This window comes from Streptomyces sp. NPDC054872 (genome assembly GCF_053610705.1).
Genome location: NZ_JBSGYY010000054.1, coordinates 1 through 24092, shown reverse-complemented (window position 1 = coordinate 24092; position 24092 = coordinate 1). Strand labels below are relative to the sequence as shown.

Genomic DNA, 24092 nt, shown 5'->3' with positions numbered 1-24092 from the left:
CTCCTGGCTCAGTTTCGTGTCAGCCGTACCACGGTGCTCGTGTGATCGCCCTTTGGGAGGCTCAGCGGCAGGCCGTGTGTGAGCAGGGCCGCCCCGTGATGGACGGCGCCCGTGGCGTCGTCGACGTATGCCGCGGTGGGGGACAGGCCGGTGAGGCGCAGGGTGCGGTCCTGGCCCCAGGCGATGACGACGACCCGTTCGCCGGCGCGGTACTGCACGCCGTCGTGGAGTCGGAACTGTTCGCCGAACTGCACCACCGGGCGTATGTCCTTGTACAGGGCGACCAGTTCGCGGGCCTCGGCCAGTTCGGTCTCGCTCCAGCGGGAGAGGTCGCCGCCGATGCCGAGTGCGCCGGCCATCGCGATGTGGAAGCGGTAGGGGAGTGGAGTGGTGCGCTGTGTGTAGGGGTTGGGGCTGTCGGTGACCCAGGCGGACATGGTGCGGGCCGGGTAGATCTGGCTGTAGCCGTGCTGGATTGGGATGCGGTCGTCGGCATCGGTGTTGTCGGAGATCCAGATTTGGTCGGTGCGGGCCATCATGCCGAGATCGGCGCGGCCGCCACCGCCTGCGCAGCCCTCGATACGCAGGTCCGGGTGGGCCTGCCGCAGCCGTTCGAGCACGCCGTACACGCCGTGGGTGTGGTCGGTCCACAGGCGTTCGCCGTCGGGGTGTCCGGGCCAGCCGGCCTCGGTGAGTGCGCGGTTCATGTCCCATTTGAGGAAGTCGATCGCGTGTGTGGTCACCAGGTGGTCCAGCCAGGTGTAGGCCCATTCCACGACGTCGGCGCGGGCGAAGTTGAGGACGAGTTGGTTGCGCAGTTCGGTGCGGCGCCGGTGTGGCATGTGCAGGACCCAGTCGGGGTGTTCGCGGTACAGGTCGCTGTCCGGATTGGTCATCTCCGGCTCGACCCACAGGCCGAAGCGCATTCCGTGGCCGCGGATCTCGTTGATGAGTGGACCCAGGCCCTGCGGGAAGCGTTCTGGGTTCGGGTGCCAGTCGCCGAGCCCGGCGCGGTCGTTGGTGCGCCGCCCGAACCAGCCGTCGTCGACCACGAACAGTTCGACGCCGAGGTCGGCCGCGCGGGTGGCCAGCGTGCGTTGGCCCTCCAGGGTGACGTTCCAGCCGGTCGCCTCCCAGCTGTTGTAGACCACTGGGCGTACTTCGTCGGGCAGCGGCAGTACATGTGCGGCGACGTAGTGATGCCAGCCACGGCTGTTCGTGCCGAAGCCGCCGCGGCTGTACAGGCCCGCGAACGTCGGGGTGCGACGGCTCTCACCCGGCTGCAGGTGCCAGACGATTCCGTCGTGTGCGGACCCGCCGGTGACGGTGAATGGTCCGCCCGTGTGGTCGCGTACGGCGGAGATCCGCCAACTCCCCGACCAGGCGAGCGCCATGCTCCACACCTCGCCGTGTGTCTCGTCGGCGTCGCCACCGTCCACCATCACCCACGGGTTGGCGAAGTGGCCCGAGACGCCGCGGCGGCTGGTGAACACCGTCTCGGCATAAGGGGCTTCGGTGCGCCGCAGCTGTGTCTCGCCCGACCATTGGCCCACGGTGTGGCTGATGCGGCGGCCGGATACGGTCGGCACGGACCAGGCGGCGGCGTCGCAGCGCAGTACCTCGATCGGAGCCTCGTCGCCGTCTGCGAGGTGGTGCAGGGTGAGGGAGCGTTCGATGACGTCGCTGTCCTCGTGGATCGCGTAGTGCAGCGTGCAGCCGAGCGGGTAGTGCCGGTCGCGCAGCCGTACGTCCAGATGGTTGTCCTTGATCGTGTGGTCCTCGTAGAGCCACTCGATGCCGCGGGATCCGTCTTTGAAGCGCACGAGCAGGGAGGGTGCGCCGAAGCGAGGGCCGCCCTCAACTGGCAGTTCCTCGCCGCTGGTTGAGGCGAAGCTGCTGCGCAGGCCGTCATGGACGGGCAGCGTCACGGCCTGCTCGATGGTGAGCGGCGCACCCCAGTGCACATGCCGCGGTGTGTCGTCCGCGTCGATGCGCAGCGCGTAGGACGTGCCGGGGGCACAGAGCAGGAAGGTACGCGTGGACGCGTCGAAGATCACCTGGGACATGACTCAGGAGCGTAGGCGTGAACTCGCGGAATTTAAATATTGACGAAGGAAATTAATACCCCTACGTTTCCCCCATGTTGCTGAAGCGAGCGGAGTTGCTCACCTCTCCGGCGGCGAACTCGGTGTTCACGACCGTGCTCACCCGTGGGCCCGTCGCACGCCCGGAGATCGCCCGGATCACCGGCCTGTCCTCGGCCGCCGTCACCAAGGCGGCCAAGCCGATGATCGAGGCCGGGTATCTGGAGGAGCTGCCGCAGCCCGAACGGGCCGCCGAGGGCGCGGGCCGGCCCGCCTACCCGCTCGCGGTCCGTGCCGACCGGGAATTCTTCGTCGGGGTCAAGGTCACGGCCGATGAACTCATCGGCGTGATCGTGGACTTGCGGGCCCAGGTGCGAGCCGCCCACCGCATGCCCGTGTCCGGTCGTTCCGTCGGGCAGGTGGTCGCGGATGTCGCCGCGCTGGTCGCGCAGTTGACGCCGCCCTACGCAGAACGCACACATCACCTGGGTGTCTCCGTCTCGGGTGACGTCGACCGACCAGGGGGCCGGGTGCGCTACTCGCCCTTCCTCGGCTGGCGGGACGTGGCACTCGCCGAGCTGCTCGTCGCGGCCACCGACCTGGAGGTCACGGTCGAGAACGACGTGAAGGCACTGACTGTCGCCGAGCAATGGTTCGGTGAGGGCGTGGGCACCAACTCCTTCGCGCTCGCCACCGTCGGTGTCGGTATCGGCTGCGGTCTGGTGGTCAACGGGCGCCTGGTGGCCGGTGGTTACGGCGTGGCCGGCGAGATCGGCCATATCCCGGTCGCCGCGGGCGACGGGCCGCCCTGCCATTGCGGGGCACGCGGCTGTGTCGAGGCGATCGCCTCCGAGGAGGCCATCGTCGCCCGGGCCCGGAAGGTGACCGGCGACCCGGAGCTCGACATGGCCACCGCCATCGACCGCGCCCACGAGGGCGACGCGGCGGTCAAGTCCGTTTTCGCGGAGGCGGGAGCCGCCATCGGTCTCGGGCTCGCCGCCATGGTGAATCTCGTCGGACCCGAGCGGGTGGTGGTCTCCGGCGAGGGACTGGCCGCGTACGACCTCTTCGAGGAACAGATCCGCGAGGCCTTCAGCAGGCAGGCCTTCGGTGCCGCCGACCGCTGCCCGCTCGTCGTACGCCCGTTGCCCTGGGAGGAGTGGGCGCGCGGGGCCGCGGCCGTCAGTATCCAGTCCCTCTTCGCCGCTTGACCGACTTCGGGCCGCTTGATCGTCCGCGGGAGCTCGGATTCCCCCGCGGACACCGCCGTTCTGCCTTGGAAGACCCGTTCCCCGGAAGGACCTTGTCATGACCTCCCGTTCCACCCTGTCCCGCAGAGGATTCCTCGGCACGTCCATGCTGTTCGTCGCCGGAGGCGTGGTCGCCTGCTCCAGCAACCCGCAGGGCACCGCCGCGGCCAACGGCGCCAAGGTCACGCTGACGCAGTGGTACCACCAGTACGGCGAGGAGGGCACGCAGGCCGCGGTCAAGCGCTACGCCGAGGAGTTCACCAAGGCCCACCCCGACATCGCGATCAACGTGGTGTGGGGCGCGGATGTCTCTCAGTACGAGACCAAGCTGAACGCCGCGCTGCTCGGCGCGGATGCCCCCGACATCTTCGAACTCGGCGACTTCCGCGCGGAGATGGCCCGCAAGGGACAGCTCGAACCGCTCGACGACGTGTACGGCGCCGCCAAGTCAGGCTTCAACAAGGCCGACCTCGACTACCTCACCGTCGACGGCAAGCTCTACGGCATCAAGACCATGGACGACATCATGGTCCTCTACTACCGCAAGTCGCTGCTCAAGGACGCCGGCATCACGCCACCCACCACCTTCGCCGAGCTGACGGACGCCGCCAAAAAGCTCACGGCGGACGGTGTGAAGGGCCTGTTCATCGGCAACGACGGTGTCGGCGACAGTCCCTACCTCCTTGCCTGGTCCGAGGGAATCGAGCTGATCGAGGGCGACAAGGTCGTCTACGCCGACGCCTCGCGCTCCATCGGCGGCCTGCGCGAACTGCACGCCGACAAGTCGGTTCTGCTCGGCTTCACCACCGACTGGTACGACCCCGGCGCCTTCAACCAGGGCGCCGCCGCCATGCAGTGGTGCGGCCTGTGGGCGCTGCCCGCCGTCGAGAAGGAACTCGGCGACGACTTCGGCGTCGTGCCGTGGCCCGCATACGACAAGAGCGGCAAGCCGGTCGCGCGCCTCGGCGGCTGGAGCCAGGCGATCCACTCCAAGAGCAAGCACAAGGCCGAGGCCAAGAAGTTCCTCGAGTGGCTGTGGATCAAGCAGACCGATCTGCAGATCGACTGGGCCGTGAAGTACGGCTTCCACGTCCCGGCCCAGACCCAGGTCGCGGCCAAGACGCCCGCACTCAGCAAGGGCGCCGCCAAGGACGCGGCCGAGATATCCGCCAAGAACGGCAAGTCCTTCCCCGCGGAGTGGACCCAGGCCATGCAAGCCGAGTTCATCGCCGCGGCCGCCGACATCGCCAAGGGCTCCGCACCGCAAGGCGCCCTGAACAAGGCCCAGGGCAAAGCCCAGTCCGACCTCGACAAGCAGATGGGCTGAACCCGATGACCGCCACGGACACCACGACGCTCAAAGCAGGCGCCGTCCGGCCGACGCCTGCCAAGGCGCGACGCCGACGGCGGTTGTCGGAGCGCCAGTCGAAGATGCTCGCGTTCGCGGTCCTTGTCGCGCCGATGCTCATCGGGCTCGGACTCTTCCGCTATGTCGCGATCGGCTGGAGCCTTCTGCTCAGCTTCAGCGAGGCGCGCCGCACCATCTCGCTGGGCAACTGGGTGGGACTGGACAACTATCACCAGCTGCTGAGCGACGAGCGTTTCCGTGACTCGCTCACCATGATCGTGGGCTTCACCGCGCTCATCGTGCCGATCACGTTCGCCGCCTCCCTGGGCCTCGCCGTACTCGTCAACCGGGTACGACGCGGCCGGGCCTTCTTCCGTACGGCCTTCCTCCTCCCGGCGGCGGTCAGCTATGTCGCCGCCGCGATGATCTGGAAGATGGCCCTGTTCAGCGGGGTGCCCTCCGGTCTTGCCAACACCCTGGGCGCGATCTTCGGGGCGGATCCCACCCCCTGGATCCAGACCCAGAGCCCACCGCTGTACTGGATCGTGCTGGTCACGTTGCGGCTCTGGCTCCAGGTCGGCCTCTACATGATCCTGTTCATCGCCGGCCTCCAGTCCATCCCCCAGCACCTGTACGAGGCCGCGGCCCTGGACGGCGCCGGCCCCTGGCGGGTCTTCCGCAGCATCACCTTCCCGATGCTGCGCAACACCTCCGTCGCCATCCTGCTGCTGATGTTCATCGCGGCCCTGCAGGCCTTCGACGAGTTCTACGCGATCTTCTCCACGGGCGCCTCACTCGGCAGCGAGCCCGTACGCACTCCGCTCATGCACCTGTACGGCGTGGCCCTCCAGGACCAGGACTACGGAGTCGGCTCGGCCGGTGCCTTCCTGCTCACCCTGCTGATCGTGCTGATCACGCTGCTGCAGGGCCGGATCCTCGGCTTCGCGCGCGACAAGGACTAAGCCCATGACCAGTACCGTTTCCACCCCGCGCGCCGTCCGTCGCACCGAGCGCCCCGTCCGCACCGGACGCCGTCGCGGCACCAGGCTGCAGGGCACGCTGCTCGGCTCCGTACTCACCTATCTGGTGCTGTGCCTGCTCGCGGTGGTCTGCCTGATCCCGTTCTACATGCTCGTCCGCAACTCGCTGATGACGACGCAGGAAGTGACAAGCCCCGACTGGCACTGGCTGCCGAGCGCGCTGAACTTCGAGAACTTCACCAGCCTGTTCGACAATCCGGAGCGGCCCTTCGGGCGCTCGATGGCCAACTCGCTGCTCATCGCGGTGATTACGGCGCCCCTGTCCACGCTGCTCGCCTCGATGGCGGGCTACGCGCTGGCCCGTATCGCCGTGCCGGGCCGGGCCGTCGTGCTCGCGCTGATCGTCGGAACGCTGATGATCCCGCAGGCCGTGACCTTCCTGCCGACCTTCGTGGTCGTGGGCTCCATGGGTGGCGTCAACACCATGTGGGGCCTGATCGCGCCGGGCCTGTTCAACGCCTTCTCCGTGATCCTCTTCCGCAGCTTCTACGTCTCCTTCCCCGCGGAGATAGAGGAAGCGGGGCGGCTCGACGGGCTGAGCTATCTCGGTGTCTACCGGCGGCTCATTCTGCCCAACTCCACCACGATGATCGCCTCGCTGGGCGCGCTGTCCTTCATCGACGCGTGGAACTCCTTCCTCTGGCCGCTCATGATCGGCCAGGACCCGAACAGCTGGACCGTGCAGATCGCCCTGTCCAGCTTCCTCACCTCGCAGACCGTCAACCTGCCGGAGCTGTTCGCCGGCACGGTCGTGGCGATCCTGCCCCTGGTGATCATGTTCCTGGTCGCCCAGCGCCACATCGTCCAGGGCATCGCCATGTCCGGTCTCAAGTCGTAGAACCCCTCGCGCCCGCAGGTCCCCTCTCCCGTCGTCAGTCCCCCTACTCAGGAGGTACGTACAGTGAGCAGCAAGACCCGCACCGCCGCACTCGCCGTGGCCGCCGCCCTGCCCCTGGTGATCGTCCTGTTGCCGGGCCCTGCCCAGGCCAAGACCCCCTACGTCAAGCCGTTCATGGGTTGGAGCAGCTGGAGCGTGGAGTCCGCCTCGCACAAGGACTACGGCACCAAGTGGCTGAACGAAGGCAACATCAAGAACGCGGCGGACGCGCTCAGCGGCAAGCTCGCCTCGGCCGGCTACAAGAACCTGAACATCGACGCGGGCTGGGACGCCGACTACGACTGGAACTTCCACACCGACAAGAACGGCATCCCGAACATAGACAAGGACCGCTTCCCCAGCGGCATGACATCGCTGTCGGACTACGTCCACAGCAAGGGCCTCAACTTCGGCCTCTACAGCGGCGCCGGACTGCAAAAGCCGGTGTACGACAAGAACGCGCCGATCCTCGGCACCGACTGCACCACGCGAGACATCGCGGTCAAGCCGCTCACGCCCACCAACAAGTGGGAGAGCAACTGGAAGATCGACTGGACGAACCCCTGCTCACAGGCGTACGTCGACTCGATCGTCGCCAAGTTCGCTTCCTGGAACGTCGACTTCATCAAGATCGACGGGGTGACCAAGGACAACGTAGAGGACATCAAGGCCTGGTCCACCGCGATCGACCGCAGCGGCCGCAAGATGTGGCTGACCGCGAGCGCCTGGCCCGTCGACATCGAGGCCGCCGACGGCCTGAGGCCCTGGGCCAACGGTGTCCGTATCGACACGGACGTCGAGTGCTACTGCGAGACCGTCGCCACCTGGGAGTCCTCGGTCGACAACCGCTGGGAGGACCTGCCCAAGTGGCTGGAGAAGGTCGAGGCCCCGCACTATCTCGCCGACCTCGACTCGATGCCGATCAACAACAACACCGGCAGCGGCATCCAGGACGGGATCAACGACGTCGAGCGGCAGTCCGTGATGACGTTCTGGTCGATGGCGTCCGCCCCGCTGTACGTCGGCGGCGACATCTACTTCCTGGACGACAAGGCCAAGAAGATCCTCACCAACCCCGAGGTCATCGCGGTCGACCAGGCGGCCAAGCTGCCACAGCGGATACAGGACGGCACCAGCCAGATCTGGAAGAAGAAGATCGGCAAGGCCACCTACCTCGCGGTCTACAACCTTGGCACCGAGACGACCGACATCGAGGTCGACTTCAAGAAGCTGGGCGTCCACGGCAAGCAGCAGCTGCGCGATGTCGTTGCCCGCGAGAACCTCGCCTCCGCCGGCAAAAGCTGGACGGCGAACGACGTGCCGGCGCACGGCTCGCGCCTGATCAGGCTGTCCTAACGGGCCCGAGGTTCAGACATCAGAGCTGACGCGGCGCCCAGCCATCGTGACCGCGTCAGCTCCGCTCCCAGCTCCGCACGGCAAGGCCGCCGGACCTTTCCCCGTCGGGGCGGCCTTCCCCCTGCCCCGTACGGAAGGACCCGCACATGAACAACGGACCATCCCGCCGCACCGTCCTCGGGCTCGGCGCCGCCCTCACCCTGAGCGCGCTGCCCGCCTTCACGGCCCACGCCGCGCCGAACCGGCCCACCACGTCCCCGCTCGTGCCGGTCAAGGACCGGCTCTGGTACGCGGAGCCCGCCGACGACGGGCTCCTCATCGAGCAGGGCCTGCCGATCGGCAACGGCCGCCTCGGCGCGCTCGTCGGGGGTGACCCGGCCCACGAGATCCTGCAGATCACGGACGTCTCGATGTGGACCGGCGGCGCCAACACCACGCTCGACGGCGACGGGCAATTCCCCTACGGGCGCGAGGACTTCGGCAGTTTCACCCTGCTGTCCCGAGCCACCCTGAGCCTGCCCGGCCACGACATCGCCTCCGTCGACGACTACCGGCGCACCCTCGACCTCAGCAACGGTCTCGTCACCACGACCTACCGCAAGGGCAAGGCCACCTACGTACGGGAAATGTTCTCCAGCGCTCCCGACGACGCCATCGTCATCCGCCTCAGCCAGCGCGGGGGCGGAAGATTCGACGGCAGCCTCATCCTGGCCGGCACGCACGGTGAGAGCACCACCGCGGACGCCGGGCGCCGGCTCGCCTCGTTCTCGGATTCCCTCGCCAACGGTCTGCGTTACGCCTGCGCCATCACCGCCGCCGCGGGCCCCGGCGGCGGAACCGTGACCGCTCAGGGCACCCGCGTCACCTTCGCGGGCTGCTCGGAGGTCACGCTCGTCATCAGCGGCGGCACGAACTACGCGCCCGATCACGCCGCCGGCTACCGCGACGCCGAAGCCGACCCGCTGAAGCTCGCCCAGGACAAGGCCCGTGCCGCGGCGAAGAGCTCGGCAGTGGCGCTGCGCGACACCCATGTCGCCGACTACCGCGAGCGTTACGAGCGACTCACCCTCGATCTCGGGCCCTCGACCAACCGTCAGCGGCGCCTGGACACCTGGTCCCGACTCAAGGCGCGGGCGGCCGACGGCTCGCGGCCCGACCCCGAACTGGAGGCCAGCTACCTGCAGTTCGGGCGCTATCTGACGATCTGCGGCTCGCGCGACGCACTCCCCATGGGCCTGCAGGGTCTGTGGCTTGAGGGCAACACCCCGGACTGGATGGGCGACTACCACACCGACGTCAACATCCAGATGAACTACTGGCTCGCCGACCGGGCCGGCCTCCCCGACACCTTCGGGGCCTTCGCGGACTACTGCCTCGCCCAATTGCCCGCCTGGAGCAAGGTCACCCAGGAACAGTTCAACGACCCGCGCAACCGGTACCGCAACACCTCCGGCAAGGTGGCCGGCTGGACCGTGGCCTTCTCCACCAACCCCTATGGCGGCAACGGCTGGTGGTGGCACCCCGCCGGAAACGCCTGGCTAGCCGAATCTCTCTACGAGCACTACGAGTTCACCCAGGACCGCGGCTACCTCGCACGGATCATGCCGTTGCTCAAGGGTGCCTGCGCGTTCTGGCAGGCACGCCTGATCACGACGACAGTCGACGGCCGCGAGGTCCTGATCGACGACCACGACTGGTCACCGGAGCACGGCCCGCAGGACGCCCGCGGCATGACGTACACCCAAGAACTTGTGTGGGCTCTGTTCGGCCACTACGAGCAGTCCTGCCGACTCCTGGGACAGGACACCGCGTACGCCGACACGGTCAAGGACCTGCGCGAGCGGCTCTACCTGCCGCAGGTCAGCCCCACGACCGGCTGGCTGCAGGAGTGGATGAGCGCCGACAACCTGGGCGAGACCACCCACCGCCATCTCTCCCCGCTGATGGGCCTGTTCCCCGGCGACCGTATCCGCCCGGACACGGGCGACTCCGAGCTGCTCAAGGGCGCAGTGGCGCTGCTCACCGCGCGCGGCATGGAGAGCTACGGGTGGGCCTGCGCGTGGCGGGCGCTGTGCTGGGCCCGTCTCAAGGACGCCGACAAGGCGTATCAACTGCTCCTGACGAACCTGCGACCCTGGGCCGGCGCCGACACCGGTACGGCGATGAACTTCTTCGACATGTACCGGGTTTCCGACACCCGCGCGATCTTCCAGATCGACGCGAACCTCGGCACCCCGGCGGCGATGCTCGAGATGCTCGTCTACTCTCGTCCCGGCCACATCGAGCTGCTTCCCGCGCTGCCGGATGCGTGGGCCGACTCCGGTTCGCTGACCGGCGCCGGTGCCCGTGGCGGTTTCACCGTGGACGTCTCCTGGGAGAACGGCCGCGTGCGCGAGGCGACGATCCACAGTGTCGGCGGCCGCAGGACGACCGTGAGCGTCGCGGGGCGGCGCAGTGAAGTGGTGCTCGAGCCGGGGGAGTCGGTGACTCTGGCAGGGCACTGACCGCTACTGCGTGAACGACGCCGGCCCCCGTCGAGTTCGCGCGGGTACCGGCGCAGAACCCGCCCGGTAACCGTCCTCACGGATCGCGCCTACTCGTCCCGTGCGATCCGTAGGCACCTTCGGCGTCGAGGCATCCGGGCTGTCATCCCGCAGCCCGCCGACCAGATCGGTCGCCGCTCACGGAAAGGCCGCGCCGCAGGCCGCCCGCCCGGGCTTCGACGCCGAGAACTACCAGGAGCGCAATGCCGTCGAGCGGTGCATGACCCCACTCAAGCAGTGGCGTGGCCTGGCCCTGCGGACGGACAATTCGCCATCGCCTACCAGGTCGCACTCCACGTCGCGTCCATCTTGATTTGGATTCGGTACTGAGCAGGTCGCTGGACCCTGACCCTCCGAACATCAGCTGCTGAGGGCCAGCCTGATACCGAAAATGCCGATGACGGTACCGGTGATCCGGTCGAGCACGCGGCGAGCCTGGGGCTTGCGGAGCCACCCCTGCAGGACGCGAGCGAAGCCGATGAGGACGGCAGACCAGAGCAGACCGATCAAGATGTGCACCGTCGTGAGCAGGAGACCCATGGTGAAGTGGCCGGTGCCCGCGGGGATGAACTGAGGCAGGACAGCGACGTAGAAGGCGCCCATCTTCGGGTTCAGGAGGTTGGTGAGTGTCCCCTGCCGCCAGCCGCCACCGACCGAGTCCGCGACGGCGGCCAGAACGCCATCGTCCGTGTCGTTGGTGGGCAGCCCCCGGAAGGTTTCCCGGAGCATGCGGAACCCCATCCAGATCAGGTAAGCGGCGCCGATCCAGCGCAACGCGGTGTAAGCGAGATGGGAGGCCGTGAGGAGTGCGGTCACTCCAAGGGAGGTGAACACCCCCCACGCCAGGGTGCCGGTCTGGATGCCGAGGACGACGCCCCATGCTCTCCTGCGGCGGCCGAGGGCCGACGTGCGCAAGATCAGCGCCGTATCGAGACCGGGAGTCAGAGCGAGAAGCCCTACAACTAGGGCGAAGGACCACAGGGAGCTTATTGCCATGGAATGCCAGCTTACCCCGCCAGATCGCCTGCCTTGTCAGCGGGTCAGGTGGCTCTTGAGCTGGTCTGCTGCTACTCCAAAGAGACACGCTCTGGTCGTAGCCGCCCGTTCTCTGCAGAACGCCATGGCCCGGTCCGCCAGCGGCCGCAGAAGATCCGGGGACGCCACCTCTGGCCCCCGAGGTGAACCTGCGAGCCGTGGCCGGTCAACACGACCGGCCAGAAGAAGGGTCGGCACCCTTCTCCGGCCTTGCGCTTTTGGCCGCCGCGATTACGTCGGATGACGGATATGCATCCGGCGGAGGCAGGGAGATTGTTGCTCTCGACGTTCCTCGAGCCGGGAGGGCCGTGAAGACCTGAAAGCAGGCCGGCAGCAGGTGATCCCCCAGGGTGGTGGGCCAGCGCAGGGATGCTGCGTCTTCCGCGATGGGTCGTCCAATGCTCCACCGCACCGCCACGCAACTCGGTCCGCACTGTCAGCGACAGGAGTCACGCAATGGCGCACCACGTCTCCGGCCTGGGCATCAGCCCCATGAGCATGGATCCCAGGAGCCACATCACCGACCTCTACGTATTTCAGAAACCAGGCGATGCGAGCAAGACGATCCTGGTGCTCAACATCAATCCGACCTCGCCGATCACCGACGACGCCGTCGACCACGAATCGGTCTACGAACTCGGGGTGGACACCGACGCCGACGCGGTCACCGACATCGCCTTCCGCATACGCTTCTCGCCGGTGCGGGACAACGCGCAGAGCGCAAGCCTGCAGCTGGCGACCGGCCGGGAGGCGGCGGCCGACCCCGACGCGGGGGAAATGATCCTTCGCGAGGCGCCAGTGACCTTCGGCTCCGAGCCGGCGATCACCGCGGCCGGCGACTTCAGGCTCTTCGCAGGGCTCCGCAGTGACCCGTTCTTCGCCGATCCGGTCGGCGCGAACGACAAATTCCAATGGACCGGCAAGGACTTCTTCGCCGACAAGAACGTGTTCGGCATCGTGCTGGAGGTCCCCAACAGTGCGCTCGGCCCGAATCCGCAGGTAGGTGTCTGGGCCAGAGTCCTGGTTCCGCACGAGGGTCGACTGGTCCAGGGCGACCGGGCCGGGCGGCCCGGGATCGACGCCAACTTCAACCAGAACGACGACGACAAGCGAGTCTGGAACCAGCAGGAGCCGTCTGACGACCGCGCGGGCTTCCTCGACAAGTTCGTGCACGTCTTCGAGCACGCGGGCCACCCCAAGGACCGGGCCACCGCTCTCGCGGAAGGCTTGCTCCCCGACCTCTTGACATACGACTACGCAAGCGCCGAAGGGTTTCCCAACGGCCGCAACCTCACCGACGATGTCATCAACCTGGGGATCGCCCAACTGAGCAACGGCGCTGTACCCCACGACGGGCTGCGGCCCCACACGGACCTTCGCACCGACTTCCCGTTCCTGGGAAGCCCGCACGACCGTGGCTGAACGTGCAAATACCGTGGGTGAGCTGATCAAGTCCCCGGAACCTGTCGCGCGTTCCGGGGACTTTGGCGTGCGTTTTCGTCACAGCGGGTTTCGCTACCGGTGTGCGATGTGGTTCCTGCCGGTGTCCCTGACCGCCAGGTCTTGGCTTCTACTCACCTCGAAGCGGTCCACCCAGTACGCCGTCCGGTCCAGGTAAGCGGTCTCCGCCGCCTCACCCGTCTTTCCGTACGCTCCTTCGAAGGTCAGATAGCCGTGACCGGTCGGCGGTGAACTGTCGGCGGGCTCGATGGAGCTCCCCTCGTGCCACTCGTTGAAGGAGGTTACCGACACCCAGGCCGGCGAGCCGCCGATGGAGGGGTCCAGGGCGTTGTTCCACTGTTTGTCGTATGCCGCTCCGTCCGCGCGGTCGAGGGTGGGAGTCGTGTTGCCCGGCACCGCCCGGTCGTCGATGTAGCCGGGCGCGACCGACGGGGCCCAGATCAAGTCGTGGGCACGGGCGTAGTCGCCGGCCTGCTTCCAACCGGGAGCGGTGGCGCCCGCGATCCCGTCGTACGTGTACATCCCGGAGAAGTGGGCGATCTTCGTGGTGTCGGTCGTCTGAGCCAGCACGATGTTGCTGTCCGTCACCTCGTCGAGAGCGGTCCAGTCGGTGATGCGCAGGCTCTCGAAGACATAGAACGCCGGTTTGTCGCCGTGTTCGGCGGAACGGTAGAAGGCGGGGTGGCTGCCGTAGGAGTCGTTGATGTAGCTGATGTCGGACACCGTGGAGACCGCGGTGCGCCCCGCGTACGGCTCCAAGTGCCAGGCCACTTTGACGCCCTCCTTGGCCGCCGCGTCCAGGACCCCCTTGGCGAGCTGGTCCTCGTAACCGCCACGACCCCACCAGCTGTAGACGATGACTCCGGCGCCGGACTTCTTCACCCACTTCATGTGCTGGGCGACGGCGCCCTCCATGTCCCCGGAGTCGTACGGGCCGAGCGCCGGGTAGTAGTCGGCGCCGACATCAGCGGGCGGGGTGTGACCGCCTTGGGGCCAGTGGCGCCAACTCCCGTTCACGGCAGGGCTTCCGTACCACGGATAGTAGAAGAGGTGGACGTTCTGCGATCCCTCCTCGACGCCGGTCTTCTCGGCCGTACGGGGGCCGCGGTGGGCCGTCCGGGGGTCGCGGCCGCCGTTCGCCGTAGCGTGGTCGGCGGCCTGTACGCCTGTTCCGGATGTGTACGCCTTGCCCTTGGCCGTGCCGCCTCCGGCACCGGCCGCGCAGTCACCGGGCGCCTGCCCCGCGGCGTAGCGGACCGCGCCGAGCAGCAGGGTGCGGAAGTCGGGGTCGGCGTACGACTCGGCGGTGTGGCCGAGGCCGGTGTAGAAGGAACGGCCCTGGCCCTGCGGGTGGCACCAGGTGATGGGGTGGTCGCCCGCCATCTCGCCGCCGCTGTAGGTGGATTCGTCCAGACTCTGCAGGACATGGACGCCGGAGCGCGGGTTGGTGCGGTAGTTGTACCACTCGTCGGTGCGGGTCCAGGTGGCGCCGAGGTGAGAGGTCGCCGGGTGGCTGCGGTCCTCGTTGACCACGGTGGCCTGCTGAATGGCGGGGTGACTCTTGAACCGGGCCCCGACGAGCTGCCCGTAATACGGCCAGCCGTACTCGGTGTCGGCCGCCGCGTGCACCCCGACGAAGCCGCCGCCGGAGTCGACGTACAACTGCAGGGCGTCCTGCTGGGCGCTGTTGAGGACATCGCCCGTGGTGCTGAGGAAGACGACGGCCTCGTAGCCGGAGAGGTTGCCCGGGCTGAAGGCCGTGGCGTTCTCGGTGGCCGTGACGGTGAATCCCTGATCCTGGCCGAGGCCGCGCAGGGCGTCGATGCCCGCCGGGATCGAGTCATGGCGGAAGCCCGCCGTCTTGGAGAAGACCAGGACGTCATAGGACGCGGCGTTCACTCGGCTGTCGGCCGCCTCCGCGGACGCGGCCCGCGGGAACCCGGTCGGAGCACTGATCGGCACGGTGAGAGCGGCGGCCAGTGCGAGGACAAGAGCGGCGGGCGCCCGGCGCAGCCGCCTCGACACTCTACTCATGCTGCTCATGGTTGACGCCCCTTCTGCGCGGCGGTGGCAAGGGTGAACGCGTCGACGTCGAAGAGGTTGCCCTGACCGCTCGGCCCCTTGAAGACCAGCACGAGGTCCGTGGTCCCCGCCGGCGCCCCGGACAGGTTCGCCGTGACGTTCTGGTAGTTCTCCCAGCCGCCCGTCACGGGCACGGCCACCGAGCCGAGCCGCGTCCCGGTCGGTGAACCGGTGCGGATCTCGATCGTCCCCCCGGCACCGCCCGAGGCGATGCGGGCGGTGAACGACCTGGCGTCGGCGAGTGCGTAGGGCTTGAAGGAGATCCAGTCGCCGTCGTCGGTGAAGCCGACCGTGTTGGCGCCCTCCGCCGTGCCGTGCCCGGCGATCTGGATGCCCGACTGGGCGGTGAAGTGTTCGGCCTGCCGATGGCGCGGCTGCAGAGACCGACGGTTGTGCGTGGTCAGGCCTGCCTTGTCGGTGTACTCGGCGTCGAAGACCCCGAACAGATTGGCCGCGCTGTCGTGCTCACCGTCGGCCGGCACGGCGATGCTGCCGCTGCAGCCGGTCTTGGACGTGATGGCGTGCGAGTGGCTGTCATGGCCGAGGAGATAGGTGACCTTGACCTTCGTGCAGTCGATCGTGCCGTCCTCCGGATCGCTGACCGAGACCTCGAAGGGCACCGTGTCGCCGAAGGAGAACAGCTTTCCGTCGGGGGGCTGTCGGAGGGAGACCGTGGGTGCGGTGTTGCCCGCGGTCACCACGAGACTGGCGCTGCCGGTCAGACCCTCGGGATCCTTGACGGTGAGTGTCGGCCGGTAGGTCCCCTTGGTGGTGTACGTATGTGAGGGGTTGGCCTGGGTCGATGAGGAACCGTCGCCGAAGTCCCAGGAATAGCTGAGGGGTTGCCCCTCGGGATCGGAGCTGCCCGCGGAGGAGAACTGCACGGTCAATGGCACGGCGCCGGAGGTCTTGTCCGCGCCGGCCTTGGCGATGGGGCTGCGGTTGGAACCGCCGAGGTACTCGATGCGGTACAGGGCTTGGTTGTTGCTGCCGGTGCCGTAGTCGAGGACGTACAGGGCGCCGTCCGGGCCGAAGTCGCTGTCCATGACCTGGGTGCCGGTCCACGGGAAGTCCTCGATGACGCCTCGGGACCCGTCGGACTTCACCTCGATCGACTTGATCCATTTCCGGCCGTACTCGGTGGCGAGGAAGTGGCCGTCGAGGGACTGCGGGAACTTCACCGACGATTCCAGCTCAGGGTCGTAGCGGTAGACCTCGCCGCCCATGGGGGACTCGGAGCCGGTACCCAGCTCAGGTGGCGACCCGTCCCAGCCGTACTTGATCCAACTCGCTTTGGCCGGAGGCAACGTGGACTGCCCGGTGTTGCGGAACGAATCGTTGGACGCACCGCTGGCGCAGTCGTACTTGGCACCGGACGGTCCGCTGGGGAACGTGTACGCGTTGTACGTCTCGGCGCTGGTGTTCGTGCCGGTGCAGTACGGCCAGCCGAAGTTGCCCGGGGCGGTGATGCGGTCGAACTCCACCTGGCCGCCGGGGCCCCGGTTCGCGTCGCCGCCGCCGGCGTCGGGCCCGTAGTCGCCGAGGTAGACGACGCCGGTCTTCTTGTCGACGCTCATCCGGAATGGGTTGCGAAAGCCCATCGCGTAGATCTCGGGCCGGGTGTTCGCGGTGCCGGGAGCGAAGAGGTTGCCCGCGGGGACGGTGTAGCCGCCGGCCGCGGTCGGCTTGATGCGGAGCACCTTGCCCCGTAGGTCGTTGGTGTTTCCGGAGGAGCGCTGGGCGTCGAACTGCGGGTTGCGGTTGGTCCGTTCGTCGATGGGCGCGTAGCCGGAGGAGTCGAACGGATTGGTGTCGTCACCCGTGCTGAGATACAGATTCCCGGCGGCGTCGAAGTCGATGTCCCCGCCGACATGGCAGCACTGCCCCCGGTCGTTGGCCACTTCGAGTACGACCTTCTCGCTGGCCATGTCGAGGGTGTTGTCGGACTTGAGCGTGAACCGGGAGAGGTTCAGATGCCCCTTCCACCGCTCGAAGTCGGCGGCGGCCCCGGTGGCCGGCGCGTCACCGGCCGGGGTGTCGAGCTTGGGGGAGTAGTAGACGTACACCTGGCGGCTGGAGGCGAAGTCCGGGGCGGCGGATATGCCTTGCAGGCCCTCCTCGTCGTGGGTGTAGACGTCCAGCTTTCCGGCCTGGGTGGTGTTCCCGGAGGCGTCGGTGTATCTGACCGTGCCGTCACGGGCGGTGTGCAGTACTGAACGGTCGGGCAACACGGTGAGGGACATTGCTTCGCCCAACTCTGGGCCACCAACAGCTAGTTGTACCTGCTGATAGTCGGCGGCCGGGATGTCCCGGGCGTCCGCGCCCGCAGGGGCGGCAGCGGTGACGGTGAGCCCGGACAGTGTGAGTGCGAGTGCGGTGAGCAATGTGAGCCCTGTACGAGGGCGTGGGGACATGGGGCATCCTCCTGACGCTTGGGGGCGTGTCAGGCAGGGCGCGCGCCGGCCGCGCTTGCTGCGGTGATGGAGAGGTGGTGAGCGCGTACTGAAGTACGGACTGACGTACCAGTGCTGCGTGAATTGCGCATTCAGCACAGATAATTACGCAGAAGTGCGAGCGCTTTGCATCCTGGCGACCCCTCGCCCATTTGTCAAGAGCGTGTCAAAATGCGCGTCTGGGGCCTCGTCCTTATGGTCACCACCCGGCCGCGCCCAGGCGGCGTGCCCCTTCCCGCCTGTTGACGGGAACGGTGACTCTCCTTCACCGTTCCGGCAGCATCAGGGGAGCGGGCCTTGCGCGACGTCACTGTCCGGCGATCGCATGCACGGAGTGGGTGTCCGAGGCACACCACAGGCCTGACACAACGTCAGTTGACAGTACCGCCCTTGATGACGTGTCGGAGGGTGTCCTGAGGGCGGGTCAGGACACCGATGTCGGCCAGTGGGTTGCCGTCGACGACGAGGAGATCGGCGTGGGCGCCGATGGCCAATGTGCCGACCTGGGATTCGAGGTTGAGCAGGCGAGCGGCGGTGCTGGTCGCCGCCCGCACGATGTCCGCGGGCGGCTGGACTTCGGCGCGCAGGGTGAATTCTTCGAGTTGGGCGGTCTGCATGGGGCCCAGGAGGTCGCTTCCGTAAACGAGGTTGACGCCTGCGTTGTGGGCGCGTTCGAGGGCTGCGAGGCCGCCCTCGTGGACGTCAGCGATCTTCCGGTAGGAGGACTCCGCCATGCCCATGCTCTTGCCGAGCTTGGCCATTTGGTTGTAGGTGACCAGAGTGGGGACGAGGTAGGCGTCGTTCTCCAGCAGGAGGCGGATGGTCTCGTCGTCGATCAGGTTGCCGTGTTCGACGCAGCGCACGCCGGCTCGCAGGGCGCGGTTGACGCCGCGGGGGTGGTAGGCGTGCACGGTCACGTACCGGTTGTGGTTCTCGGCCTCGGTGACGGCGGCGCGCATCTCCTCGTCGGTGTACTGGACTTCGGATACTTCGTCGTGGGGTGAGGCGACACCGCCGCTGAGGAGCATCTTCAGATGGGCGGCGCCCTTGCGGAACTCGTCGCGTGCGGCGGCTTTGACGGCGTCGACGCCGTCGGCGATGCGGGAGAAGGCGGGACGGGCCTGGCAGCAGGGCATGGTGTCGTCGCCGAGTGGGCGGAGGTCTCCGTGGCCGCCGGTCTGCGACAGCGCCTTGCCGCCGAAGACGAGGCGGGGGCCGGGCGCGAGGCCTTCCTCGATGGCTCGGGCCATTCCGTGGTCGGCGCCGCCGACGTCGCGGACGGTGGTGAAGCCGCGGCGCAGCATGCGGCCGGCTTCGGCGAGGGCGCGGACCGTGGCGTAGCCGGGCGTCCAGGAGGCGGATTCCTGGCGGTCGAGGGTGCTCAGCAGGAGGTGGACGTGCGCGTCGATGAGTCCGGGCATGACGGTGGCGCCCGCGGCGTCGATGTGCCGGACGCCGTCCGACGGCTTGGGGGCGCGGCCGGTTCCGGTAGCGGTGATCCGGCCGTCTGCGGCTTCCAGCCATGAGGTGTCGGTGAGCTCGGCGGTTTCGGGGTGCAGCAGGTGTGCGTCGGTGATGAGCAGGCGGTTCATGCGGTCCTACTTTCGATGTGCTCAAGGCTGCGTCCGGCTGTCTTCTCGCCGAACACGGTGACGACCACGACAGCGATGGCGAGCAGGCCGACAAGGCCGAGGAACACCTTGCTGAAGCCGACTTGGCTGTAGAGGTAGCCGATGGCGATGGGCGAAAGGATGGCGCCACACCGTCCGACCGCCGACGCGGCGCCCATTCCGGTGGTGCGGATGGCGGTGGGGTACAGCTCCGAGGTGTAGACGTAGTAGGCCGCGGCGGAGCCGTTGATGAAGGCGGCGAGGCAGGCGGCGCCGACCAGGAGCAGCACCTCGTCGCCGGTGAGTGCGACCAGGAGGGCGGACACGGTGGCGCCGGTGGCGTAGAGGGCGATGACCCACTTGCGTTCGATGCGGTCGATGAGGGCCGCGGCGATGTAGTAGCCGGGAACTTGGGCGAGGGCGGTCACCAGTCCGTACAGGAAGGACTTGGTGATGGTGAAGCCCTTCGCGGTGACCAGCAGGGTGGGCAGCCAGCTGGCGAAGCCGTAGTTGACGCCGGTGAGGGTGAACCAGATCAGCCACAGGACGAGTGTCCGGCGGGCAAGGCCGGGCCCGAAGAGCGCTGCCAGCTGGGCGATGGCCGGCCGCTTCGCCGGTGCCGGCGTGGTCGCTGCCCGTGGGCCGGAATCGGCGGACCTTCCGCTGTCGTCCTGCGGTGCCTGCTGGGGGAGGGGGGCGTCGGCGTGAGCGCTTTGCGAGGCGGGGGCGGCGCGTTCGAACCGGCGGACCACTTGTTCGGCCTCGCCGAGACGTCCGTGGGATATGAGGTAGCGCGGGGATTCGGGAAGGCTCTTGCGCCACCACAGCAGGAGGACCACGGGAAGCGCCGTGATCAAGGCGGCGATTCGCCATCCGGTCTCCGCGTGCGGGCCGATGACGACGGCCGCGACGACACCGGCCAGGATGTACCCGAAGGACAAAAAGCCCACGGTGCGGGCGACGAACCGGCCGCGGTAGCGGGCGGGCAGGAACTCCGAGATGTAAGGCGCGACGAGCACGCTCTCGGCGCCCACTCCGATGCCCGACAGGGCCCGCCAGATGAAGAGTTGGGTGGGGGTGGTCGCGGTGGCCATCAGCAGGCTGAAGACGGAGAAGATCAGCAGCGCGAACATCATCAGACGTCGTCGGCCGAACCGGTCGGCTAGCACGCCGGCCCCGAGCGCGCCGACCAGATAGCCGAAGTAGAGCGAGGACAGCAGCCAGCCTGCCGGCCCGGCGTCGATGCTCCACAGGGCGATGACCGCGGACAGGGCGGATCCCATCAGCGCGCCGTCGAAGGAGTCGAAGGTGTAGCCGAGGCCGCCCTGGAACATCAGGCGGCGGTGCGCCGATGAGGGCTCCAGCTGGTCGAGCCTGCGCAGCAGGTCCTCGCCGTTCAGTGCTGGTGGTGCTGTTGAGGGTTGAGAGGGGTTCACTGCGCCTCCACGAACGGGGTCCGGCACTCAATGCGGCGCAACGTTAATTGCATAGAGCTCATCTATGCAATGGTTGTTGCATGAAGATTTCGGTACTGACCCTGCGCCCCACGCCCGGAACGGCAGGCGAACTCCTCGCCTTCTACCGCCGCCGGCAGATCCTCGAAGCCTCGGGAGCTCTTGAGTCCCACATCCTGACCAGCGAGGATGCACAGGAGCTGGTGGTCACCGCCGTCTGGCCCGACATGGCCGCGTACGGCGCGTGGCAGCACTCACCCCGGCGCGCCGAGCTGGCGGAGGGCATGGCACGCTTCTTCAGCTCGCCGGACTCGGTGCACAGCCGGCTGTTCGACGTCGCCCATACCGTGTCGGCCCGCCCGTGAACCGGCGTGCCCCCGTGGCCGAGGAGTCGCCCGTGTCCGTGATCGAGACCTGGCTGCGCAACCGGGAGGGGTATGCGGCCCTGGGCCCGCAGGCAGAACGCGTGGTCCGGGTGCTGGTCCGCGAGCCGCACTTCGCGAGCTATGCCTCCGCTCGTGAGGTCGCCGAGCGCGCCGGCGCCAACACCTCCACCGTCGTGCGCACGTGCCAACAGCTCGGCTTCGAGGGATGGCCGGCTCTCCGCGAGGGGCTGCGCGGCCTCTACCTCGACAGGCTGAGCGGCACCGAAGGGGCGCCGAGCACCGCACAGGACGCCGCCGCCCGCACACTGCACCAGGACGCCGCCAACCTGCAGGCGCTCAACACGGAAGAGTCCGTCGAGGCGATCCGCAGTATCGCCGAGGCCGTCCGCACCGCGCGCCGCACCCTGATCGTCGGCTCTGGCAGCGCTGCGGGCCCCGCCCACATCCTGGCGCACCTGGGCGCCATCATGGGTTACGACATCCAACTCGCCCTGGGTGCGCCCACTGTGCAGGCCGTGCGACTGAGCCACCTCGAGTCCGGCGACTGTGTCATCGCCATCAACATCTGGCGCCTCACGCGGACCCTGCGCGGGCTGACCCGGCTCGCCCGCGAACAGGGGGCGACCGTGTGCGTGTTGACCGACCTGCACTCCTCCCCTCTCGCGGAGGACGCCGACCACCTGCTCGTGACGCCGATCGAGGGTTTGTACTCCACTCCGTCGCTGACCGCCATGGTCTCGGCCGTCCAGGCCGTCGTCGCGGAACTGGGAGCCTCCGACGGGCGGTTGGGGTCGGTGGGGCGTGTGGAACGCGCCTGGAACGAACTGGATTTGATGGACGACCAGCCCTGACCGGCGGCGACCAGAGCCGGTCAGGGCCGATCGGCGGGCTGATCGGATGTAGCAGGGCCAGCGATCCCGGCCCTGCCGCCCCGGTTGCGACATTGGTCAGAGCCGCGCTGTAACGCGTCCGGCCGGAGCGATCGGGCGCAGGTCCTGCTCCGGCTCGGCCGGCACCTCAGGAAAACTGAACGGGGCTGCCCCAGGCCCACCGCGCCGCAGGCGGCCCGCAACGCAAGCGCCCCCTCACTTCGACGGTCGGGCTGCCATCTGTGCGGCGGTGGGCGAGGCGGCGAGCATCGCGTGGACGGCGGCGCCGACCTGGGCGGCGACGACCTCGGGCGTGGAGGCGTCGAGTTTGCCGTCCAGGTGCAGGAAGGCCAGACCGTGGACGAGGGCCCACACCGCCGTCGCCAGCGCATCCGTCGCCTCCGTGTCGGGGAAGGCGCGGCGGACGATGTCGAGGACGTATTCCTTGATGACGGCGGTCGCCAGGACGCGATCCTCGTTGTCGGGGTCGCAGGGCTCGGCGAACATCGCCCGGAACATCGCCGGGTGCTCGATGGCGAAGCGTACGTAGGCGACGGCGACCGCGGCCAGGTCGTCCGGGGTCGCGGGGGAGGGGTGCGCCGTGGCCAGGAATCCGGCGAGCTCGCGGTAGCCCTCCGCGGCGACCGCGGACACGAGTGCGTCCCGGTCCTGGAAGTGGCGGTAGGGGGCTGTCGCCGACACGCCGGCCCGTCGGGCCACCGCTCGCAGCGACAGTCCGGCGCTGCCGTCCTCTTCGAGCAGTTCCCGTGCGGCGCTCAGGCAGGCCGCGCGCAGATCGCCGTGGTGGTACGCGCCACTGGCCTGCGGCATAGGTCACACTCCCTCATGTTTGCGGCGCTTACATCTTCCTCTAATGTAAACGACGTACACATTGTAGGCGACTTGGAATTCGAGAGGTGATCAGGATGGCGAACGAGCTGTTCTCGCCCCTGCCCCTGCGTTCAGGGCACGTGTTGAAAAACCGCATCGCGAAGGCGGCCATGGAGGAGAACATGGCCGGCGACGGCCAGCTTCCCGACCAGCAACTGCTGTCCCTGTACCGGCGCTGGGCCACCGGCGGCACCGGACTGCTGATCACTGGCAATGTCATGGTCCACGCCGAAGCCCTGACCGGCCCGGCCGGAGTCGTGCTCGACGAGTCCGCTCCGCTGGAGCCCTTCGCCGAGTGGGCCGAGGCCGGCAAGTCCGGCGGCGGGGCGATATGGATGCAGATCAACCACCCCGGCCGACAGATCCAGGCCGACATGCCCGGCGTCGTGTGGGGTCCCTCCGCGGTGGGCGTCGACCTGGGCAAGCACAGCAAGCGTTTCGGCCGGCCGACTGCCATGACGGCGGAGCAGATCCAAGACACCGTGACCCGGTACGTCGTCACGGCTCAGCGCGCCGAGCAGGCCGGGTTCGACGGCGTGGAGATCCACGCGGCGCACGGCTACCTGCTCTCGCAGTTCCTCTCCCCGCTGGTCAACAAGCGCACCGACCAGTGGGGCAGATCGCTGGAGAACCGGGCACGGATGTTGCTGGACATCGTCCGCGCCGTGCGGGCCACCGTCTCCCCGTCCTTCGCCGTGGCGGTCAAGCTCAACTCCGCCGACTTCCAGCGCGGCGGATTCGACGCCGACGACGCCGGGCGAGTGATCGCAATGCTCGAACCGCTCGGCGTCGACCTGGTCGAAATCTCCGGCGGCAACTACGAAAGCCCCGCGATGACCGGCCGCCGCACGGACACGCGTACCCAGGCCCGCGAGGCCTACTTCCTGGACCTGGCGGCCGACCTGGTCGCCAGCAGCCCGATCCCGCTGATGCTCACCGGGGGCATCACCCGGCGCGAGACCGCCGAGAGGGTCCTGGCCAGTGGTGTCTCCGTGGTCGGGATGGGCACCGCCCTCGCCGTGACCCCGGATCTGCCCGAGCGCTGGCGGGCGGGCCGCGAGGCTGGTCGGCAGCTGCGGCCGGTGGACTGGAAGGACAAGGCCCTTGCCTCGACGGCGAGCATGGCGCTCGTGCGCCACCAGCTGCGCCGTATCGCGAACGGGCGCGATCCCCGGCCCGGTACGCACCCGGCGTTCGCCCTGATCTCCGAACAACGCAAGCAGCGCCGCGCCCTGCGCCGCTACCGCTCCTGGCTGCCCACGGCACAGGGCCCCGACCTCGCGCGCCGGCCTTCGTAGTCCGCCTCCGACCGCGCCGACAGCGGCAGCAGAACTCCGGTCTGCTGCCGCTGTC

17 protein-coding genes and 1 pseudogene are annotated in these 24092 nt (G+C 68.3%); 11 read left to right on the top strand and 7 right to left on the bottom strand.

Annotation, left to right across the window (positions count from 1 at the left end; translation table 11 throughout):
- Window positions 1-8: 8 nt before the first annotated feature.
- Window positions 9-2066, bottom strand: coding sequence for an alpha-galactosidase (locus ACWGIH_RS39865; RefSeq protein ID WP_453450785.1), 2058 nt, complete (start codon window positions 2064-2066; stop codon window positions 9-11).
- Window positions 2067-2140: 74 nt separating this feature from the next.
- Between ACWGIH_RS39865 and ACWGIH_RS39860 the strand changes: the two genes are divergently transcribed.
- From ACWGIH_RS39860 to ACWGIH_RS39830, 7 genes and pseudogenes are all read left to right on the top strand, one after another.
- Window positions 2141-3295: an ROK family protein gene (locus tag ACWGIH_RS39860; protein ID WP_453450786.1), complete on the top strand. Its 1155-nt coding sequence runs from the start codon at window positions 2141-2143 to the stop codon at window positions 3293-3295.
- 97 nt (window positions 3296-3392) lie between these two features.
- Window positions 3393-4661 (top strand): ABC transporter substrate-binding protein, encoded by a 1269-nt coding sequence (locus ACWGIH_RS39855; protein WP_453450787.1) that lies wholly within the window; start codon window positions 3393-3395, stop codon window positions 4659-4661.
- 5 nt (window positions 4662-4666) lie between these two features.
- Window positions 4667-5644 carry a carbohydrate ABC transporter permease gene (locus tag ACWGIH_RS39850; RefSeq protein WP_453450788.1) on the top strand — a complete coding sequence of 326 codons (978 nt, stop codon included), beginning with the start codon at window positions 4667-4669 and terminating at the stop codon, window positions 5642-5644.
- A gap of 4 nt (window positions 5645-5648) precedes the next feature.
- Complete coding sequence (locus tag ACWGIH_RS39845) at window positions 5649-6560, top strand: carbohydrate ABC transporter permease (protein WP_453450789.1); 912 nt, start codon at window positions 5649-5651, stop codon at window positions 6558-6560.
- Between the two features lie 63 nt (window positions 6561-6623).
- Window positions 6624-7955 (top strand): glycoside hydrolase family 27 protein, encoded by a 1332-nt coding sequence (locus tag ACWGIH_RS39840; RefSeq protein WP_453450790.1) that lies wholly within the window; start codon window positions 6624-6626, stop codon window positions 7953-7955.
- A 146-nt stretch (window positions 7956-8101) separates the two neighbouring features.
- Window positions 8102-10459, top strand: a complete 2358-nt coding sequence (locus ACWGIH_RS39835) for a glycosyl hydrolase family 95 catalytic domain-containing protein (RefSeq protein ID WP_453450791.1) — start codon at window positions 8102-8104, stop codon at window positions 10457-10459.
- A gap of 48 nt (window positions 10460-10507) precedes the next feature.
- A pseudogene (locus tag ACWGIH_RS39830) lies at window positions 10508-10828 on the top strand (transposase); the annotation flags it as partial.
- Window positions 10829-10858: 30 nt separating this feature from the next.
- On the opposite strand, the gene ACWGIH_RS39825 reads toward ACWGIH_RS39830, so the two are convergent.
- Complete coding sequence (locus ACWGIH_RS39825) at window positions 10859-11494, bottom strand: LysE family translocator (RefSeq protein WP_453450792.1); 636 nt, start codon at window positions 11492-11494, stop codon at window positions 10859-10861.
- Window positions 11495-11989: 495 nt separating this feature from the next.
- Between ACWGIH_RS39825 and ACWGIH_RS39820 the strand changes: the two genes are divergently transcribed.
- The gene (locus tag ACWGIH_RS39820) at window positions 11990-12955 is read left to right on the top strand and encodes a DUF4331 family protein (protein ID WP_453450793.1); all 966 of its coding nucleotides are present in this window, start codon (window positions 11990-11992) and stop codon (window positions 12953-12955) included.
- A 93-nt stretch (window positions 12956-13048) separates the two neighbouring features.
- On the opposite strand, the gene ACWGIH_RS39815 is transcribed toward ACWGIH_RS39820, so the two are convergent.
- From ACWGIH_RS39815 to ACWGIH_RS39800, 4 genes are all read right to left on the bottom strand, one after another.
- A complete protein-coding gene (locus ACWGIH_RS39815; protein WP_453450794.1) occupies window positions 13049-15028 on the bottom strand; it encodes a ThuA domain-containing protein in 1980 nt (659 codons plus the stop codon).
- Between the two features lie 5 nt (window positions 15029-15033).
- Window positions 15034-17490, bottom strand: coding sequence for a carbohydrate-binding protein (locus tag ACWGIH_RS39810; RefSeq protein WP_453450795.1), 2457 nt, complete (start codon window positions 17488-17490; stop codon window positions 15034-15036).
- A 410-nt stretch (window positions 17491-17900) separates the two neighbouring features.
- Window positions 17901-19121: an amidohydrolase family protein gene (locus tag ACWGIH_RS39805; RefSeq protein WP_453450796.1), complete on the bottom strand. Its 1221-nt coding sequence runs from the start codon at window positions 19119-19121 to the stop codon at window positions 17901-17903.
- Entirely contained in the window at window positions 19118-20575 is a 1458-nt protein-coding gene (locus ACWGIH_RS39800) for an MFS transporter (protein ID WP_453450797.1), read from the bottom strand. The genes ACWGIH_RS39805 and ACWGIH_RS39800 overlap by 4 nt, the downstream gene beginning before the upstream one ends.
- 80 nt (window positions 20576-20655) lie before the next feature.
- Here ACWGIH_RS39800 and ACWGIH_RS39795 point away from each other — a divergent pair, with 80 nt between their 5' ends.
- Window positions 20656-20958 carry a putative quinol monooxygenase gene (locus tag ACWGIH_RS39795; RefSeq protein ID WP_453450798.1) on the top strand — a complete coding sequence of 101 codons (303 nt, stop codon included), beginning with the start codon at window positions 20656-20658 and terminating at the stop codon, window positions 20956-20958.
- Window positions 20959-20990: 32 nt separating this feature from the next.
- Window positions 20991-21830 (top strand): MurR/RpiR family transcriptional regulator, encoded by an 840-nt coding sequence (locus ACWGIH_RS39790; protein WP_453450799.1) that lies wholly within the window; start codon window positions 20991-20993, stop codon window positions 21828-21830.
- A gap of 234 nt (window positions 21831-22064) precedes the next feature.
- On the opposite strand, the gene ACWGIH_RS39785 is transcribed toward ACWGIH_RS39790, so the two are convergent.
- Window positions 22065-22679: a TetR/AcrR family transcriptional regulator gene (locus ACWGIH_RS39785; RefSeq protein ID WP_453450800.1), complete on the bottom strand. Its 615-nt coding sequence runs from the start codon at window positions 22677-22679 to the stop codon at window positions 22065-22067.
- A 95-nt stretch (window positions 22680-22774) separates the two neighbouring features.
- On the opposite strand from ACWGIH_RS39785, the gene ACWGIH_RS39780 reads away from it, so the two are divergent.
- Window positions 22775-24037 carry an NADH:flavin oxidoreductase/NADH oxidase family protein gene (locus tag ACWGIH_RS39780; protein ID WP_453450801.1) on the top strand — a complete coding sequence of 421 codons (1263 nt, stop codon included), beginning with the start codon at window positions 22775-22777 and terminating at the stop codon, window positions 24035-24037.
- Window positions 24038-24092: the final 55 nt, after the last annotated feature.

Bases quoted from the DNA above. Each gene is read 5' to 3' on its own strand.
- ACWGIH_RS39865 (WP_453450785.1), bottom strand. From the start codon at position 2,066: ATGTCCCAGGTGATCTTCGACGCGTCCACGCGTACCTTCCTGCTCTGT.
- ACWGIH_RS39860 (WP_453450786.1), top strand. From the start codon at position 2,141: ATGTTGCTGAAGCGAGCGGAGTTGCTCACCTCTCCGGCGGCGAACTCG.
- ACWGIH_RS39855 (WP_453450787.1), top strand. From the start codon at position 3,393: ATGACCTCCCGTTCCACCCTGTCCCGCAGAGGATTCCTCGGCACGTCC.
- ACWGIH_RS39850 (WP_453450788.1), top strand. From the start codon at position 4,667: ATGACCGCCACGGACACCACGACGCTCAAAGCAGGCGCCGTCCGGCCG.
- ACWGIH_RS39845 (WP_453450789.1), top strand. From the start codon at position 5,649: ATGACCAGTACCGTTTCCACCCCGCGCGCCGTCCGTCGCACCGAGCGC.
- ACWGIH_RS39835 (WP_453450791.1), top strand. From the start codon at position 8,102: ATGAACAACGGACCATCCCGCCGCACCGTCCTCGGGCTCGGCGCCGCC.
- ACWGIH_RS39825 (WP_453450792.1), bottom strand. From the start codon at position 11,494: ATGGCAATAAGCTCCCTGTGGTCCTTCGCCCTAGTTGTAGGGCTTCTC.
- ACWGIH_RS39820 (WP_453450793.1), top strand. From the start codon at position 11,990: ATGGCGCACCACGTCTCCGGCCTGGGCATCAGCCCCATGAGCATGGAT.
- ACWGIH_RS39815 (WP_453450794.1), bottom strand. From the start codon at position 15,028: ATGAGTAGAGTGTCGAGGCGGCTGCGCCGGGCGCCCGCCGCTCTTGTC.
- ACWGIH_RS39810 (WP_453450795.1), bottom strand. From the start codon at position 17,490: ATGTCCCCACGCCCTCGTACAGGGCTCACATTGCTCACCGCACTCGCA.
- ACWGIH_RS39805 (WP_453450796.1), bottom strand. From the start codon at position 19,121: ATGAACCGCCTGCTCATCACCGACGCACACCTGCTGCACCCCGAAACC.
- ACWGIH_RS39795 (WP_453450798.1), top strand. From the start codon at position 20,656: ATGAAGATTTCGGTACTGACCCTGCGCCCCACGCCCGGAACGGCAGGC.
- ACWGIH_RS39785 (WP_453450800.1), bottom strand. From the start codon at position 22,679: ATGCCGCAGGCCAGTGGCGCGTACCACCACGGCGATCTGCGCGCGGCC.
- ACWGIH_RS39780 (WP_453450801.1), top strand. From the start codon at position 22,775: ATGGCGAACGAGCTGTTCTCGCCCCTGCCCCTGCGTTCAGGGCACGTG.